General features: G+C 68.1%; 10 protein-coding genes and 2 tRNA genes. 6 read left to right on the plus strand and 6 right to left on the minus strand.

All coding sequences use genetic code 11. The features are described 5' to 3' along the window. Positions 1-56: 56 nt before the first annotated feature. Together EGM71_RS06695 and EGM71_RS06700 are read right to left on the minus strand one after the other, a co-directional pair. Positions 57-143 (minus strand) — tRNA-Leu (locus tag EGM71_RS06695). Between the two features lie 216 nt (positions 144-359). Continuing rightward, positions 360-444 (minus strand) — tRNA-Leu (locus EGM71_RS06700). Positions 445-572: 128 nt separating this feature from the next. Here EGM71_RS06700 and rnr point away from each other — a divergent pair. The 3 genes from rnr to rlmB all read left to right on the plus strand — a co-directional run bounded on the left by rnr (position 573) and on the right by rlmB (position 4,458). After that, positions 573-3,032 (plus strand): ribonuclease R, encoded by a 2,460-nt coding sequence (rnr, locus tag EGM71_RS06705; RefSeq protein WP_188488637.1) that lies wholly within the window; start codon positions 573-575, stop codon positions 3,030-3,032. Between the two features lie 94 nt (positions 3,033-3,126). Beyond that, positions 3,127-3,621, plus strand: coding sequence for a GFA family protein (locus EGM71_RS06710; RefSeq protein ID WP_188488639.1), 495 nt, complete (start codon positions 3,127-3,129; stop codon positions 3,619-3,621). Between the two features lie 93 nt (positions 3,622-3,714). Next, positions 3,715-4,458 (plus strand): 23S rRNA (guanosine(2251)-2'-O)-methyltransferase RlmB, encoded by a 744-nt coding sequence (gene rlmB / locus EGM71_RS06715; RefSeq protein ID WP_005408775.1) that lies wholly within the window; start codon positions 3,715-3,717, stop codon positions 4,456-4,458. 76 nt (positions 4,459-4,534) lie between these two features. Here the strand turns inward: rlmB and EGM71_RS06720 are convergent, their stop codons facing one another. The 3 genes from EGM71_RS06720 to EGM71_RS06730 are packed head-to-tail and all read right to left on the minus strand — an operon-like array spanning position 4,535 to position 9,167. Further along, positions 4,535-5,974 (minus strand): efflux transporter outer membrane subunit, encoded by a 1,440-nt coding sequence (locus EGM71_RS06720; RefSeq protein WP_188488641.1) that lies wholly within the window; start codon positions 5,972-5,974, stop codon positions 4,535-4,537. After that, on the minus strand, positions 5,971-7,929 hold the full coding sequence (locus tag EGM71_RS06725; protein WP_188488643.1) for a MacB family efflux pump subunit: 1,959 nt from the start codon (positions 7,927-7,929) through the stop codon (positions 5,971-5,973). Before EGM71_RS06725 ends, EGM71_RS06720 begins: the two co-directional genes overlap by 4 nt. After that, positions 7,926-9,167 (minus strand): efflux RND transporter periplasmic adaptor subunit, encoded by a 1,242-nt coding sequence (locus EGM71_RS06730; protein ID WP_188488645.1) that lies wholly within the window; start codon positions 9,165-9,167, stop codon positions 7,926-7,928. Before EGM71_RS06730 ends, EGM71_RS06725 begins: the two co-directional genes overlap by 4 nt. A gap of 204 nt (positions 9,168-9,371) precedes the next feature. On the opposite strand from EGM71_RS06730, the gene EGM71_RS06735 reads away from it, so the two are divergent. The 3 genes from EGM71_RS06735 (at position 9,372) to EGM71_RS06745 (ending at position 14,719) form a co-directional block, all read left to right on the plus strand. After that, positions 9,372-10,100, plus strand: a complete 729-nt coding sequence (locus EGM71_RS06735; protein ID WP_057498358.1) for a response regulator — start codon at positions 9,372-9,374, stop codon at positions 10,098-10,100. Between the two features lie 6 nt (positions 10,101-10,106). Beyond that, a complete protein-coding gene (locus tag EGM71_RS06740; RefSeq protein ID WP_188488647.1) occupies positions 10,107-11,516 on the plus strand; it encodes an ATP-binding protein in 1,410 nt (469 codons plus the stop codon). 176 nt (positions 11,517-11,692) lie between these two features. Next, the gene (locus EGM71_RS06745; protein ID WP_188488649.1) at positions 11,693-14,719 is read left to right on the plus strand and encodes a ligand-binding sensor domain-containing diguanylate cyclase; all 3,027 of its coding nucleotides are present in this window, start codon (positions 11,693-11,695) and stop codon (positions 14,717-14,719) included. 340 nt (positions 14,720-15,059) lie between these two features. Here EGM71_RS06745 and rnt read toward each other — a convergent pair whose 3' ends face one another. Then, positions 15,060-15,710: a ribonuclease T gene (rnt, locus tag EGM71_RS06750; RefSeq protein ID WP_014036542.1), complete on the minus strand. Its 651-nt coding sequence runs from the start codon at positions 15,708-15,710 to the stop codon at positions 15,060-15,062. Positions 15,711-15,742 lie beyond the last annotated feature (32 nt).

A 15,742-nucleotide genomic window follows, 5' to 3' on the forward strand; every position in this document is an offset into this window, starting at 1 on the left:
GCCCAAATCACAGGCAAGAAAAAACCCGCTTGCGCGGGTTGTTTTCTTTCTCGACATGGTGCCCAGGAGAGGACTCGAACCTCCACGAAGTTGCCCCCGCTAGCACCTGAAGCTAGTGCGTCTACCAATTCCGCCACCTGGGCGTCGAGGAGCGAGATTATGGGGTGTTGTTATGAAGGTGTCAACACTTTTTGCAGATCCGGGAGGCGGATCCCGTTTCGCGTGCGGAACGGGCACTGGCCCCTCTCATTCGCTTGGGGTCAGAGCCCTTTCCCGTGGAAAGGGATCCGACCCAGGGCCGACCCCATCGCCGGATCGCAGGCAAAAAAAATCCCCGCCGAAGCGAGGAGTTTTTTCGTTGGTGCCCAGGAGAGGACTCGAACCTCCACGGTTTTACCCGCTAGTACCTGAAACTAGTGCGTCTACCAATTCCGCCACCTGGGCGTTCCAGAGGCGCAATTGTGAAGATGAATCCGCAGGCTGTCAACGATTTCCAACAAATATTTCACGCGGCGCTTCCAGGGCCTCCACTGACCCGCTCTGCACGCTGTCAGCGGCTACCATGTAGGGCGATGACTACCAAAAAACCAAGCAAGGGCGGGAGCAAGTCCCGCAGCCAGGCCCCGAACAAGGGCGCCAAGGCGGGCGCAGCCCGCACCACCAAGCCGGGCAAGCCGTTGCCGGGCTGGTTCCCCGAATTGAATGAAGGTGGCACCGCGCCGCGTGGCCGCAAGGTCCGCGGTACGGACGCGCCGGGCCCGGCCCCGGGCCGCAAGCTGCCGCCGACCGGCAAGGTGATCGACGATCCCTATGCCGCCCGCGAAGCCGAGAAGTACGAGCAGCCCATCGCCAGCCGCGAGGCCATCCTGGCCCTGCTGGAGCGTTGCGAAGGGCCGCAGACTGCCGAGGAACTGGGCGCACGCCTGGGCCTGACTGCACCGGACCGGGCCGAGGCGCTGTCGCGCCGGCTTGGCGCCATGGTCCGTGACGGCCAGCTGGTGCAGAACCGCCGCGGTGGCTTCGCCCCGATCCAGACGTTGAACCTGGTCACCGGCGTGGTGATCGCCAACCCGGAAGGGTTCGGCTTCCTGCGCCCGGTCGAGGGCGGTGACGACCTGTTTCTGCCGCCCTATGAGATGCGCAAGGTGATGCACGGCGACAAGGTGCTCGCCCGTGTGACCGGTATCGATCACCGTGGCCGCCGCGAAGGCAGCATCGCCCGCGTGCTCGAACGCGGCATGACCCGCCTGATCGGCCGTTTCAGCATCGAGATGGGCATCAACTACGTGGTGCCCGACGACAAGCGCGTGCAGCGCAACGTGCAGGTGCCGCCGGACCAGACCGGTGGCGCGCGCGATGGCCAGCTGGTGGTCTGCGAACTGACCCAGGCGCCGGACAGCCGCCGTCCGCCGATCGGCCGCATCATCGCCGTGCTCGGCGACAAGCTGACCGCCTCGCTGGTGGTTGAGACCGCCATCCACGGCCACGAGCTGCCGTTCGAGTTTCCACAGGAAGTGCTGGACGAAGCCGCATCGGTGCCGCTGGTGGTCGAGCCGGCGATGATCGGCGGCCGCGTCGACCTGCGCAGCACGCCGTTGGTCACCATCGATGGAGAGGATGCCAAGGACTTCGACGACGCGGTGTACTGCGAGCCGAATGCCGATGGTTTCCGCCTGGTGGTGGCGATTGCCGATGTCTCGAACTACGTCCGCCCCGGCACGCCGCTGGACGAAGAGGCGCAGAAGCGTGCCACCTCGGTGTACTTCCCGGGCTTCGTGGTGCCGATGCTGCCGGAGACGCTGTCCAACGGCATCTGTTCGCTGATGCCGAAGGTCGACCGCATGTGCTTCGTCTGCGACATGCAGATCGACCGCGACGGACTGGTCACGCATTCGCGCTTCTACGAGGCGGTGATGAACTCGCACGCGCGCCTGACCTACACCCAGGTGTGGAAGGCGGTGGGCGAGGACGATGCCGATACCCAGGCCTGGATGGGCGACCTGCTGCCGCAGGTGCAACGCCTGCACCAGTTGTACAAGGTGCTGTCCAAGGCGCGTGCCAAGCGTGGCGCCATCGAGTTCGAAAGCAGCGAAGTGCGCTTCGTGCTGGACAACCGCGGTGAAGTCACCCAGGCCGGCATGCTGGTGCGCAACGACGCGCACAAGCTGATCGAGGAGTGCATGATCGCGGCCAACGTCGAGGCGGCCAAGTACCTGCTGTCGCACCATGTGCCGGCGCCGTACCGCATCCACGAGAAGCCGCCGGAAACCAAGTACGCCGACCTGCTGGAATTCCTCAAGGAGTTCAAGCTGAGCCTGCCGCCGTGGTCGAAGGTGCGCCCGGGCGACTACACCAAGCTGCTGAAGAAGATCCGCGACCGCCCCGATGCCACGCTGCTGGAATCGGTGCTGCTGCGCAGCCAGAGCCTGGCCATCTACAGCCCGGAGAACCACGGCCACTTCGGCCTGGCGCTGGAGGCGTACGCGCACTTCACTTCGCCGATCCGCCGTTACCCCGACCTGCTGGTGCACCGCGCGATCAAGCACGCGTTGTCCGGCAAGCCGCTGGACAAGTTCACCTACAACGCGCGCGAAATGGCTGCGCTGGCGCTGCAGTGTTCCGAGCGTGAGCGTCGTGCCGACGAGGCCGAGCGCGAGGTCGACGAGCGCTACCGCGCGGCGTGGATGGAAAAGCACGTGGGCGGCCAGTTCGACGGCGTGATCAGCGGCGTGACCAGCTTTGGCCTGTTCGTCGAGCTTGACGAGTCGAAGGTGCAGGGCCTGGTCCACGTGACCCAGCTGCCGCAGGACTATTACAAGTTCGACGCCACCCGCAAGACGCTGACCGGTGAGCGCCGCGGCAGCAGCTACCGGCTGGGCGATCGCGTGCGCATCCTGGTGCTGAAGGCCAGCATGGAAGAACGCAAGATCGACTTCCGCCTGGTCGAGCACAAGGGCGAGGACGAAGGCGACGGCCTGCCGCCGCTGCCGGAGCGTGGCAAGCCGGCCAAGCGGAAGAAAGAGAAATATTGATGACCGTGGTAGTGCCGGCCGCTGGCCGGCATCCATGGCACCCTCGGCACCGGCAGGTTGCCGGCCAGCGGCCGGCACGACCAGGAGACATCGCATGCAGGGTCAACCCGAATACAGCGGCGGTTGCCAGTGCGGGGCGATCCGCTTCCAGGCGCGCGGCGCGCTGACCGACAGCTCGATCTGCCATTGCCGGATGTGCCAGAAAGCCTTTGGTGCCTATTACGCGCCATTGGTGTCGGTGCGCGGCGTTCAGTTCAGCTGGACCCGCGGCCAGCCGCGCTATTTCCAGTCCTCCAACGTGGTGCGCCGGGGCTTCTGCGCCGATTGTGGTACGCCGTTGACCTATGAGGCGCCCGATGGCGTGGCGGTTGCCGCCGGCGCCTTCGATGAGCCCGAGCGCCTGCCGCCGACCCGGCAGTACGGCATGGAGCGCAAGCTGCCCTTCGTGGACGATCTGGGGCAGCTGCCGGGGAGCCGAACCGAGGAAGACATCGCGGCGCTGGATTTCCTGGCCACGATCGTGTCCCACCAGCACCCCGACCACGACACCCCGCACTGGCCGCCGCGCAGCCGTTCAGCCGAAGGATGAACGGCAGGTAGCGCCGGGCCATGCCGGGCGGGCGCGAAGCGCGGTCGCCGCTGATGCTCTACCATAGCCACCCCCTTTCCGGTCCCCGCCCGCATGAGCAAGAACAGCCAGTGGATCGTCGGCGTCAACGCCGTCGCCTCCTCCATCGAGAACGACGCCGAGAACGTCCGCGAAGTGCTGGTCGAGGCCGGTGCGAAGAACCCGCGCCTGACCGAGATCGAGGAAAACGCCCGCCGCAAGGGCATCGACGTGCGCAAGGTGAACAGCCAGGCGCTGGACGGTGTCGGCGGTTCGGTGCGCCACCAGGGCGTGGCCGCGCGCTATGCCGCCGCCCGCACCTACAGCGAGAACGAGCTGGAAGGCCTGGTCACTGCGGCAGAGGGCAAGGCCCTGCTGCTGGTGCTGGATGAGGTGCAGGACCCGCACAACCTGGGTGCCTGCCTGCGTTCGGCTGCTGCGGCCGGTGCGACTGCAGTGATCATCCCCAAGGACAAGTCGGCCACGGTCAATGCCACCGTGCGCAAGACCTCGGCCGGTGCCGCCGATCTCATCCCGGTGGTGGCGGTGACCAACCTGTCGCGCTGCCTGAAGGACCTGCAGAAGCAGGGCGTGTGGATCTATGGCCTGGCCGGCGAAGCCACCGCGTCGCTGTACCAGCTGGACCTGAAGGGCAATATCGCACTGGTGCTGGGCGGCGAAGCCGATGGCCTGCGCCGCTTGACCCGCGAGAACTGCGATGGCCTGGTCAAGATCCCGATGCCGGGCGAGATCGAGAGCCTGAATGTCTCCGTCGCTGCCGGCGTCAGTCTGTTTGAGGCCGTACGCCAGCGCGGTTGATTGGCAGCAGCGGCTGTGTCGACCAAGGTCGACACCCACCAGGTAGTCGCCAACCTTGGTTGGCGCTCTTGCCGCCTCACCCCGCGCTGCCACCCAGTGCCTTGAACAGGGTCACGTCGTTGTTCAGCTGGCCCTGGCGCACGCGCGCCAGCGACAGCTCGGCATCACGCCGGGTCTGCTGCGCTTCCAGCCAGGTGCGCAGATCGGTGGCACCCACGCGGTAACGCACTTCCTGCGCGCGCTCCACTTCCACTGCTTCGTCGTACGAGGCCTGCGAGGCCGCCACCTGGCGCACCAGCTGCTCGCGCGCCGACAGCGCGTTGTCCACTTCCGAGAGCGCGGTGTACAGCGTCTTGCGGAAGTTGGTGGCGGCGATCTGGTAGGCAGTGCCGGCGATATCGGTGTCCAGCTGCGCGCGCTGCAGGTTGAGGAACGGCAGCGACAGGCCGGCGCCCAGCGTGGCCACCGGGTTGCGCAGCACATCGCCCAGCGAGGTCGCGCTGGAACCGAGGCTGCCCGTGAGGCTCAGCGCCGGGTAGTACTGGGTGGCGGTGACCTTGATGGTCTTCAGGCTGTTGCGCAGGCGAAGTTCGGCCGCGCGCAGGTCGGGACGGCGGCCGAGCAGGTCGGTCGGCAGGCCTTCGCTGATGCCCGGGCTGCGTGCGCCCAGCAGGTCCTGCGGTTCGTCCTGTTGTGGCCAGGGTGTGCCGTCCAGCAGCACGGTCAGTGCATTGCGTACCTCCACCCGCTGCTGCTCCAGTGCACTCTGCGAGGATCGCTGCGACTGCAGGTTCTGCAGCGCCTGGCGCACTTCCAGGCGCGATACCGCGCCGGCGTCGAAGCGCGCCTGCACCAGTTCGCGGGTGCGTTCCAGGCGCTCCAGGTTGGCCTGGCCGGTGGCAATCGACTGGTTGAGGTAGGCCAGGTTCCAGTACTGGGTGATGGTGTCGCTGATCACCAGCAGGGCGGTGTTCTGTCGGTCTTCCTCGCTGGCTTCGGCTTCCCAGCGGGCGATGTCGCGCTGGGTGCGCAGGCGGCCCCACAGGTCCACTTCCCAGCCCAGCGAGACGCCGGTGGAATAGCTGCGGCGCCAGTCGTCGGCCTGGTCGGTGGCGCGGTTGGCATTGCCGCTGACGCCGGATGATGAAGGCTGCGGCCACAGCGCGTTGCTGGCCAGGCCGGCCTGCAGGCGCGAACGCTGCACGGCCAGGCCGGCAGCGGCCAGATCGCTGTTCGCGGCCAGCGCCTGCGCCACCAGGCGGTCCAGGCGTTCATCGCCGAAACCGGTCCACCAGGTGTCCTGGCGGATGTCGCGGCCCGGTGTATCCAGGCTGCTGCGCGGGTCGTCGGCCGGCGCGTTGAGGGTGGCATCGCCGCGCCCATACTGGGCCGCCACGTCGGGGTCGCTCACCGGATAACGGCCGACCGACGCGCAGCCGGACAGGGCGAGCAGAACGGCACCGGCCAGCAGCAGGCGCGAGGAGGCAGGGAAGGGCTGTCGGGTCATCATCTTCATTCGCGGGCCAGGGCCTCCACCGGGTCGAGCTGCGCGGCGTTGCGCGCGGGCAGGAAGCCGAACGCCACGCCGATCAGGGTCGAGCAGGCGAAGGCGGCGACGATCGAGGCGGTGGAGAACAGCACCTGGAAGTCGCTGGCGAAGCGGCCGATCATCGAGCCCAGCAGCAGAGCCAGGCCAATGCCGAGCACGCCGCCGAGCAGGCACACCAGCACCGCTTCGATCAGGAACTGCTGGCGGATATCACTCTGCCGTGCACCCACCGCCATGCGCACCCCGATCTCGCGGGTGCGCTCGGTTACCGATACCAGCATGATGTTCATCACGCCGATACCACCGACCAGCAGTGCGATGGCGGCGATGGCGCCGATCAGCAGGGTCATCGTGCGCGTGGTCTGCTCGATGGTCTGGCGGATCTCGGCGCTGTTGCTGAGGAAGAAGTCCTCGGTGCCGTGGCGCAGGGTCAACAGGCGGGTGATCGCTTCCTGCGCGGCATCCATCGGGGTGTCGTCGCCCACGCGCACGGTGATGCTGGACACGTGGCTCTGGCCGAGCATGCGCGACATCACCGTGGTGTACGGCACCCACACGCTGAGGCTGGTGCTGCCACCGAAGCCGAAGCTCTGGCGCTTGGCCACGCCGACCACGCGTGCCGGCACGTTGCCGAGCAGGATCACCTGGCCGACCGGATCGATATCGGGGAAGAACTGGGTCTGGGTGTTCTCGTCGATCACCGCCACCTGGCCCAGCCCCTTCACCGCATCGGCATCGAAGAAGCTGCCGCTGAGCAGGGTCACGCCCTTGACCCGGAAGAACTGCTCGCCGACGCCACTGACCTGGGCGGTGGACGACTGGTTGCGGTAACGCGCGGTGACCGAGGTCGAAACGCTGGGGGTGGCGCTGTCCACGTAGCTCTGCTTTGCCAGTGCATCGGCATCGCTGGCCTTGAGTGTCTGCACCCGTGCCGAGCGCATGTCGCCGAAACCGCGGCCGGGATAGACGTCGATCGTATTGGTGCCGAGTGCGCTGATGTTCTGCAGGATCTGCTGCTGCGAGCCATTGCCCAGCGCCACCACCGAGACCACCGAGGCGATGCCGATGATGATGCCGAGCATGGTCAGGAAGGTGCGCAGCCGATGTGCGTTCATCGCCAGCAGGGCCATGCGGAATGCCTCGGTGAAGCGGTCACGGGCCGCCCGCCAGCTGTTGCCGCGGGCCACGCCGGTGCTGGCCTCGCGCTGTGCACGGTAGGTCGGCGCATTCGGGTTGGCGCGGTCGGCGATGATCTCGCCGTCGCGGATCTCGATGATGCGCTGCGCGTGCTCGGCCACGCTCATGTCGTGGGTGACGATGATGATGGTGTGGCCTTCGGCATGCAGCTCACCGAGGATCGCCATCACTTCCTCGCCGGATTTCGTGTCGAGCGCACCGGTCGGTTCGTCGGCCAGGATCACCTCGCCGCCGTTCATCAGGGCACGTGCGATCGACACGCGCTGCTGCTGGCCACCGGACAGCTGGCCCGGCTTGTGATGCATGCGGTCGCTCAGGCCCAGCCGCTGCAGCAGTTGCTCGGCACGCGCGTTGCGCACCGGGCCGGGGCTGCCCGCATACACCGCCGGCACTTCCACGTTGCCGCGCGCATCCAGGTCACCCAGCAGGTGGTAGCGCTGGAAGATGAAGCCGAAATGCTCACGGCGCAGTTCGGCCAGTTCGTCCGGTTCCATCTTCCCGGTTTCGCGGCCGGCCACCTGGTAGCTGCCACGGGTAGGACGATCGAGGCAGCCGAGGATGTTCATCAGCGTCGATTTGCCCGAGCCGGACTGGCCGACGATGGCCACCATCTCACCGGCGTGGATGTCGAGATTGACGTCGCGCAGCACGGCGATCACATCATCGCCGGCCGGGAATTCACGTCGCAGGTCGCGCAGGCGCAGCAGCGGCGCCGTCGTGCTCATCGGCGCCCCATACCCGGGCCGCCGACCCGCATCTGCATGCCGCCGCGGTTGCCGCCGCCGGCGCTGGCACCGGCCGCACCGGCTTCGCCGACCACTACGCGCTCGCCTTCCTTCAGGCCGGACAGGATCTCGGCCGAGGCGCCGTTGTTGATGCCCACAGTGACCTTGCGCGGCTGCGGCTGGCCCTTGTCGTCCAGCACCCGCACCATGCGCTCGTCGCCCCGGCGCTTCGGCCCCAGTGCCACCGCCGGCACCATCAGCACGCCCTTGGCCTGCTTGAGCAGCACCGAGACCTGCGCGGTCATGTCGATGCGCAGCGTGCCGTCCGGGTTCTCCACGTCGAACAGCGCGTTGTAGTAGACCGCGCTGCTGGAGCTGGAACTGGAGGAGCTGCTGGAACTGGACGAGTTTTCATTGGCGATCGAGGCAGGCGCCGGATTGATCTGGCGCAGCGTGGCGTGGTACTTGCGGTCGGGGTCACCCAGGGTGGTGAAGTACACCGGCATGCCGGCCTTGATCTTGACCACGTCGGCCTCGGAGATCTCGGCATTGACGGTGACCACATCCAGCCGCGCCAGCATGACGATGGTCGGTGCGGTCTGGTTGGCGTTCACCGTGCGACCCTCCTCGGCCACCACCGCCACCACGGTGCCATCCATCGGCGCGGTGATGCGGGTGTAGGCCAGGTTGGCGCGGGCCGTGCCCAACTCGGTTTCGCGGCCCTTGATCTGCGCCTCGTAGGACTGCAGCTGGGCACGGGCGGTCTTCAGCTGCGCCTCGGCGGCATCGTATTCCTGGCGCGAGGTGGCCTCGGCGGCCAGCATCTGCTGCTGGCGCGCGAATTCCAGTTCGGCCTGGCGCAGGGTGGCCTGCTGCACGGCGCGCTGGGCGGTGACCTGGTCCAGCGAGGCCTGCGCGTTGAGCACCTGGTTCTGCTGGGTAGTGGCGTCGATCTCGGCGATCAGGTCGCCTTCCTTCACGGTGTCGCCCAGCTGCACCTTCAGCGACTTGATCTGGCCCGAGGCCTGCGCACCGACGCTGACCAGCTTGTAGGCGTCGATCACGCCGGTGGCATCCACCGTCTGCTCGATGTCACCGCGGCTGACCGGCGAGGTGGCCACCGCCGGGGCGGCGGGCTTGCGCAGCAGCCACCAGGCGGTCGCGGCGATGATCAGGGCAAGCAGGGCGATCAGTATCAGGCGACTCCGGCGAGTCGCGGGCAGCAGGCGGAACGTCACGTCGTGGCTTCACTCTCGGGGCCGCGCGGGCGGCGTTGGTGGGCATTGTGAAGACCGGGCAATGGACGGCTCAATCCTCGGGGTATGTCTGTATGTAACACTGTCGGTGAATACGCGTAACCACAGGTATCCCGACCGTGGGTGGATACACTGGTACGCATTGCCCCGGATGCGGTTCAGCTGCCGACACGGGATGATCGCGAAATGGAGACTGAAAACCCGATGCATCGACTGCTGATCGTCGACGACGACAACGACATCCGCACGCTGCTGGCCGAGCAGCTCGGCCGTGCCGGCTACCAGGTGAGCACCGCGGCCGATGGCACCGCCATGCGCCAGCTGCTGGACCGCGAGCACGTGGACCTGATCGTGCTGGACCTCAACCTGCCGCGCGAGGATGGCCTGACCCTGTGCCGTGACCTGCGTGCGCGTTCGAATACGCCGGTGATCATGCTGACCGCACGCGCCGAGCCGATCGACCGCGTGCTGGGCCTGGAAATGGGCGCCGACGACTACCTGGCCAAGCCGTTCGAGCCACGCGAGCTGCTGGCACGCATCCGCAACGTGCTGCGCCGGACCGAGGCGCTGCCCGCCAATCTGGAGCCGCTGGCGGTACGCCGCGCGCGCTTCTCGCGTTGGGTATTCGACCTTGAGCATCGCCACCTGGTCGATCCGGATGACCGCGTGGTGGTGCTGTCCGGCGCCGAATTCCGTCTGCTGCGGGTGTTCATCGCCCACGCCAACAAGGTTCTGTCGCGCGAGCAGCTGGTCGCGCTCAGCAGCGGCCGCAATTACGAGGCACAGGATCGCGCGATCGACCTGCAGGTCAGCCGCCTGCGCAACAAGCTGGGCGACGATGGTGGCCCCGATGGACTGATCAAGACCGTACGCAACGAGGGCTACGTGCTGGCCTCGTCGGTCAACCTGGAATAAGACGCGATGAAGCGCCTGCGCCATTTCCTGTCCTCGATGGTCGGGCGGTTGTTCGTGATCCTGCTGCTGGGCATGGCGGTGGCTGCGATCGGTGCGACCATGCTGGCCACCTCAAAGCGCCAGCAGGAGTTCGAGCGGCAGAACCTGAACCGCATCGCCGACCGCCTGCAGGGCTACGTCAACCTGCTGGACGGCAATCCGGAGCTGCGCGATCGCCTGCTGGCAATCGGCGGGCCGAGCGTGCGTGCGCTGCAGCCGGGCGCACGCCTGGGACGTGCCGACACGGCGCTGATGGAAGTGCTGGAAGACCGCCCCGGGCCGGTGTCGCGCGCGCACGTGCACTTCGCTTCATTCCGCTCCTGCATTCCCAAGCTGCAGGACCTGCTGCCGCCGCCGCCGCCGGGCCACCGGCGGCCGCCGCGCGAACGCGACCCGGCGTTCATTCCGCCCAAATGCCGCGCAGTGGACGTGACCCTCAACGACGGCACGCTGCTGAAGCTGGCGCTGGACTCGCCGGCAGTGGCGCACAACGGCATCCTCGCCGTGGACCCGTGGTTCCTGACCCTGCTGGTGCTGGCGATCGCCGTGCTGGCCTACATCGTCGCGCGCATGGCCAGCGCGCCGCTGCAGGAACTGGCCGCAGCCGCCGAAGACCTGGGCGATGACCTGCAGCGCGACCCGTTGCCACTGCGCGGGCCGCGCGAAGTGCAGCGCGCCGCTGAAGCCTTCAACGCCATGCAGCACCGCCTGCAGCGGCACCTGGCCGAACGCACGCAGATGCTGGCGGCGATCACCCACGACCTGCAGACGCCGCTGACCCGGCTGCGCCTGCGCCTGGAGAATGTCAGCGACGAGGCCCTGCGTGAGCGCCTGATCGGCGACCTGGCGGCGATGCAGGCGCTGGTGCGCGAAGGCCTGGAACTTGCGCGCAGTGCCGAGAGCGCCGAGCAGCGCGCCGCACTCGACCTGGATTCGCTGCTGGAGAGCATCGTCGAGGACACCGCCGAAGGCGGCGCCGATGTGGTCTTCGAAGGTGGCAGTGGTTCGGTGCTGATGCTGCGTCCGCTGGCCATGCACCGCCTGTTCTCCAACCTGGTGGACAACGCGGTGATGTACGCGCAGCGGGCGCGGGTGCGGGTCGAGCGCAGCGGCGGTGCGATCACCGTAGTGGTGGCCGATGACGGTCCGGGCCTGGCCGAAGAGCAGCTGGAGGCGGTGTTCGATCCGTTCGTGCGGGTGGAAACCTCGCGTTCGCGCCAGACCGGCGGGGCCGGCCTGGGCCTGACCATCGCCCGCGCCCTCGCCGAGAAGGACGGGGCCCGGCTGTGGCTGCGCAACCGGGCCGAAGGTGGCCTGGAGGCCGTGGTGCAGTGGCCGGCCAGTGCGCAGGTGGTGGCGCCCGGCCGCGCCGGCTGAGCCGGCGGGCTGCGAACGGTGACGCCGGGGCAGGGGTTTGGCCTATCATCTGCGCATCTCCCCAGTCTCCCCCCGATGAGCCAGCCCGTTCCCGCCGGCATGCCATTGCACGCTGCCCGGCTGTTCCCGCACGCTGCCGCATCCTGCAGCCGCACCTGGCCGCCGCCGCTGCGGTGATGGGCGGGCAGGGGGACGAGAGGCGCTGGGTGGAGCGCCGCGCATCGGGATTCAGGCGGGCACTGCGGCAGGGCCTGTTGTGGCTGCTGCTGGCCCTCGCACTGCCGTTGGCTGCACAGGAAGGCGCGCCCCCGCTGCGCGACTACGCCATCGATGTATGGACCTCGCGAAACGGCCTGCCGCACAACTCGCTGCGCGATATCGCGCAGACACCGGAAGGCCATCTCTGGTTCGCCACCTGGGAAGGGCTGGTGCGCTACAACGGCCTGGATTTCACCGTGTTCGACCGCAGCACGCGCCCGGGCCTGCGCGACAACGGCATCGGCGCACTGTTCGTCGACCGCCAGGGCGGGCTGTGGATCAGCGATTCGCGCGGCAACGTCAGCCACCGTGGCAGTGATGGCCAATGGCGGGTCTGGGAGCACCAGGCCGATACGCCGCAGGTGCTGATCCAGTCCATGCAGATGGACAGCCAGGGGCGGCTGTGGCTGCTGTACGAAGGCAAAGGCATCGGCTACCTGACGCCGGACAGCGGCATCGTCTACCAGGCGCCGGCGGCGGACCTGCCGATGGCGATGAGCTTCACCAAGCTGGTGGTCGATGCGCAGGACCGGGTCTGGGTCGGCACGCTCGACGGGCTGGTGCTGCGCGACAACGACGGCGTGCTCAAGCGCGCGCCCGCCGCATGGGGGCTGGGCGCCGGCAGCGGCCTGTCGTGGCCGTACCGGGCACCGGACGGCGCGCTCTGGATCGTCGCCGGCGAGCGCCTGTACCGGGTGGAGGACGACCAGCTGGTGCTGGTGCACCGCCTGCCGGGCCAGCTGCACATGACCTCGATGCTGCAGGATCGTCATGGTGACCTGTGGCTGGGCACCGAGAACCAGGGCCTGCTGCGCATCTCCTCACATGGCCTGGAGCGGCTGCCAGCCGGCCTGAACCTGCCGGGTGGACGCGTGGTCAGCCTGCGCGAGGATGCCGAAGGCAGCATCTGGGTGGGTGCCAACGGTGGCCTGTACCGCCTGCGCGAAACACTGTTCAGCAGCTACACCGAGCGCGATGGGCTCAGTGGCGACTACGTGCGCACGGTGTTCGAAGATCGCGACCGCCAGCTGTGGGTCGGCAGTGCCAGTGGCCTTGACCTGCAGACTGCCGATGGCCGTTTCCGCGCGATGCCGCTGCACAACCGTGGCGGCAAGGCACCCTCGGTCCTCAGCCTGGCGCAGGGGCCGGACGGCGATCTATGGGTGGGAACGTTCGGCGACGGCGTTTACCGGCTGGGCCGCGACGGCCGCCTGCGCCACAACTATGCGGCGGACGACGGCATGCCGGGTGGCAACATCCGTGCGATCAGCGTTGATCCGCAGGGCGTTGTCTGGGCCGGTACGCAGAAGGGCGTGGTGCGCATCGACGGCGACCGGGTGCAGGTCTCGAACGTGCCGGGCATGCCCGGTGGCCTGATCACCGCGCTCGAGCATGACCACCAGGGCAACCTGTGGATCGGCACCATCGAAGGCATCCGCGTGCTGCGTGGCGACCACGTGCAGTCGATCGACCTGGCGCCGCTGGGCGGGGGCCGCAGTGTGTTCGGTTTCCACCAGCTGGGCGATGCGATGTGGATCAGCAGCGACCGCGGCCTGTACCGCTGGCGCAACGGCAGGCTGGCACGGGTCGGCCTGGAGCAGGGCATGCCGGTGGATGCCGTGTTCCAGCTGGTGCCGGACCGTCTCGGCAATGTGTGGATCAGCAGCAACCGCGGCGTGCTGCGCACCGACATGGCCACCCTCAATGCGGTGGCCGATGGCCGCGCGCCGCGGGTGGTGGTGGAGCGATACAACGAGATCGACGGCATGGCCAATGCGCAGGCCAACGGCAGCTCCGGCCCATCGGCGATCCTGCGCCAGGACGGCACGTTCTGGGTGGTCACTGCCGGTGGCCTCAGCACGGTCGACCCGCAGCGCCTGCAGCGCTTCCGCGAACGGCCATCGCCGCCGGCCGCGATCGAGAGCGTGCAGGTGGATGGCGCGCCGGTGCATTGGGAGGGACCGGATCGCAACCACATTCCCGGTGGCCGCCGGTTGGCGGTGAGCTACGTCGGCCTGAGCTACCTGATGTCCGACCGGATCCGCTACCGCACGCGGCTGGATGGGCTGGATGCCGGCTGGGTCGAGCGCGGCCCGCAGCGCAGTGTCGAGTTCGTCGGCCTGCCGCCGGGCGACTACACCCTGCATGTGGCGGCCGCCCACCCCAGTGGCAGCTGGGGCCAACAGGAGGCGGTGTGGAGCTTCACCGTGGAGCCGTTCTGGTGGCAGCGCCGCAGCGTGCAGGTGTTGGCCGGGCTGTTGCTGCTGGCCGGACTGGTAGCGTTGTACCGGCTGCTGCTGCAGCAGCTGAAGGCCAGCAACCTGCGCCTGGCACGGCGGGTGGACGAAGCAACCTTCGACCTGCAGGCCAAGACCGTGCACCTGCAGGCGCTGAACCAGGAAAAGACCGAACTGGCCGAGCGTCTGGCGCGCCAGGCCGAAGCCTTCGAGCGGCAGGCCCGCGAGGATGCCCTGACCGGCCTGGCCAACCGCCGCGGCTTCGACGAAACGCTTGCGCGTGATTTCGCCCGTTCGCAGCGCAGTGGTCATCCGCTGTGCCTGGTGGTGCTGGACATCGACCACTTCAAGGACGTCAACGACCGCCACAGCCACAGCATCGGCGATGCCGTGCTGGTGCAGGTGGCGACGTTGATCGCGGCGGCCAGCCGCGACTCCGACCTGCCGGCGCGCACCGGCGGCGAAGAGTTCGCGCTGCTGCTCAACGACACCCGCCTGGAGGAAGCCGCGCAGCTGTGCGCGCGCCTGCGTGGTCTATTCCATGACCATCCCGACTGGGCCGGCGTGGCGGGTCTGCGCGTGACCTTCAGCGCAGGCCTGGTCGAACTGGATGCCGACGACCGCACCCCGGCGCTGCTGTACCAGCGCGCAGACCGCGCGTTGTACCGCGCCAAGAGCGACGGCCGCGACCGTACGAGCATCGGTTGATCGCATCCACGCATGGCGTGGATCTACGGGTATTGCCCTACCAACCGGCGGTGCCGACCAACGGTCGGCAGCTACCAGAGAACTGACCCACCACCGAGGGCGGCGACAGCACCCATCGAGCGCAGCGATCCGCTGTTGCTCCCGCTTTTCTGATCTTTCCGTGGCGCTCGCCGGAAATTGTCCGTGGCCGGGCGGGTGGGCTGCGCAGGGGCGTGAGCCGCATGGATGCGGCGACCGAGCTTACAGGGATGTACTTGCAGCGTCCCCTGCGCAGTCCACCCGCCCGGCCCTGCCAGGAATCGCTGTCAGCCCGCCACGAGGGGCTCCGCCGTTGGCCGCTTCACCGCGGCCAGGCGTTGGCGATGGTGCAGAACAGCCGCGCGGTCTGCTCGGTGTCATACACCGCGCTGTGTGCTTCGTTGGCATCCCAGCCCAGGCCGGCGGCCGTCGCTGCACGCGCCAGCACGGTCTGCCCATAGGCGATACCAGCCAGGGTGACCGTGTCGAACACGCTGAAGGGATGGAACGGGTTGCGCTTGTGGCCGGTGCGGGCCACTGCGGCGTTGACGAAGCCGAGGTCGAAATGGGCGTTGTGGCCGACCAGGATCGCGCGCTGGCAGCCGTACTTCTTCATCGCCGCACGCACCGGAGTGAAGATGTGGTCCAGCGCTGCTTTTTCTTCCTTGGCCAGCCGGAACGGGTGGTCGAGGATGATGCCGGTCACTTCCAGCGACTTCGGGTCGATCTCCAGGCCCTCGGCCGGGACCACGTGGGCACTGGCGGTCTGGCCGGGGTAGAGCAGGCCGTTCTCGTCCATCTCGATCGGCACCGCAGCGATTTCCAGCAGCGCGTTGCGCTGGCTGTCGAAGCCGCCGGTTTCCACATCCACCACCACCGGCAGGAAGCCGCGGAAGCGTTGTGACATCGCGCGCTGCGCCTGGGGTACTGCGGAATCGGGAGCGGCGGCAGGTGCGGGGGTGGGGTCAGTCATGCGTGAATTCTAGCAGAGCGACCCTGAGCGCC

Source organism: Stenotrophomonas maltophilia, assembly GCF_006970445.1.
Lineage (GTDB): Bacteria > Pseudomonadota > Gammaproteobacteria > Xanthomonadales > Xanthomonadaceae > Stenotrophomonas > Stenotrophomonas maltophilia_AU.

Bases quoted from the DNA above. Each gene is read 5' to 3' on its own strand.
- rnr (WP_188488637.1), top strand. From the start codon at position 573: ATGACTACCAAAAAACCAAGCAAGGGCGGGAGCAAGTCCCGCAGCCAG.
- EGM71_RS06710 (WP_188488639.1), top strand. From the start codon at position 3,127: ATGCAGGGTCAACCCGAATACAGCGGCGGTTGCCAGTGCGGGGCGATC.
- rlmB (WP_005408775.1), top strand. From the start codon at position 3,715: ATGAGCAAGAACAGCCAGTGGATCGTCGGCGTCAACGCCGTCGCCTCC.
- EGM71_RS06720 (WP_188488641.1), bottom strand. From the start codon at position 5,974: ATGAAGATGATGACCCGACAGCCCTTCCCTGCCTCCTCGCGCCTGCTG.
- EGM71_RS06725 (WP_188488643.1), bottom strand. From the start codon at position 7,929: ATGAGCACGACGGCGCCGCTGCTGCGCCTGCGCGACCTGCGACGTGAA.
- EGM71_RS06735 (WP_057498358.1), top strand. From the start codon at position 9,372: ATGGAGACTGAAAACCCGATGCATCGACTGCTGATCGTCGACGACGAC.
- EGM71_RS06740 (WP_188488647.1), top strand. From the start codon at position 10,107: ATGAAGCGCCTGCGCCATTTCCTGTCCTCGATGGTCGGGCGGTTGTTC.
- EGM71_RS06745 (WP_188488649.1), top strand. From the start codon at position 11,693: ATGGGCGGGCAGGGGGACGAGAGGCGCTGGGTGGAGCGCCGCGCATCG.
- rnt (WP_014036542.1), bottom strand. From the start codon at position 15,710: ATGACTGACCCCACCCCCGCACCTGCCGCCGCTCCCGATTCCGCAGTA.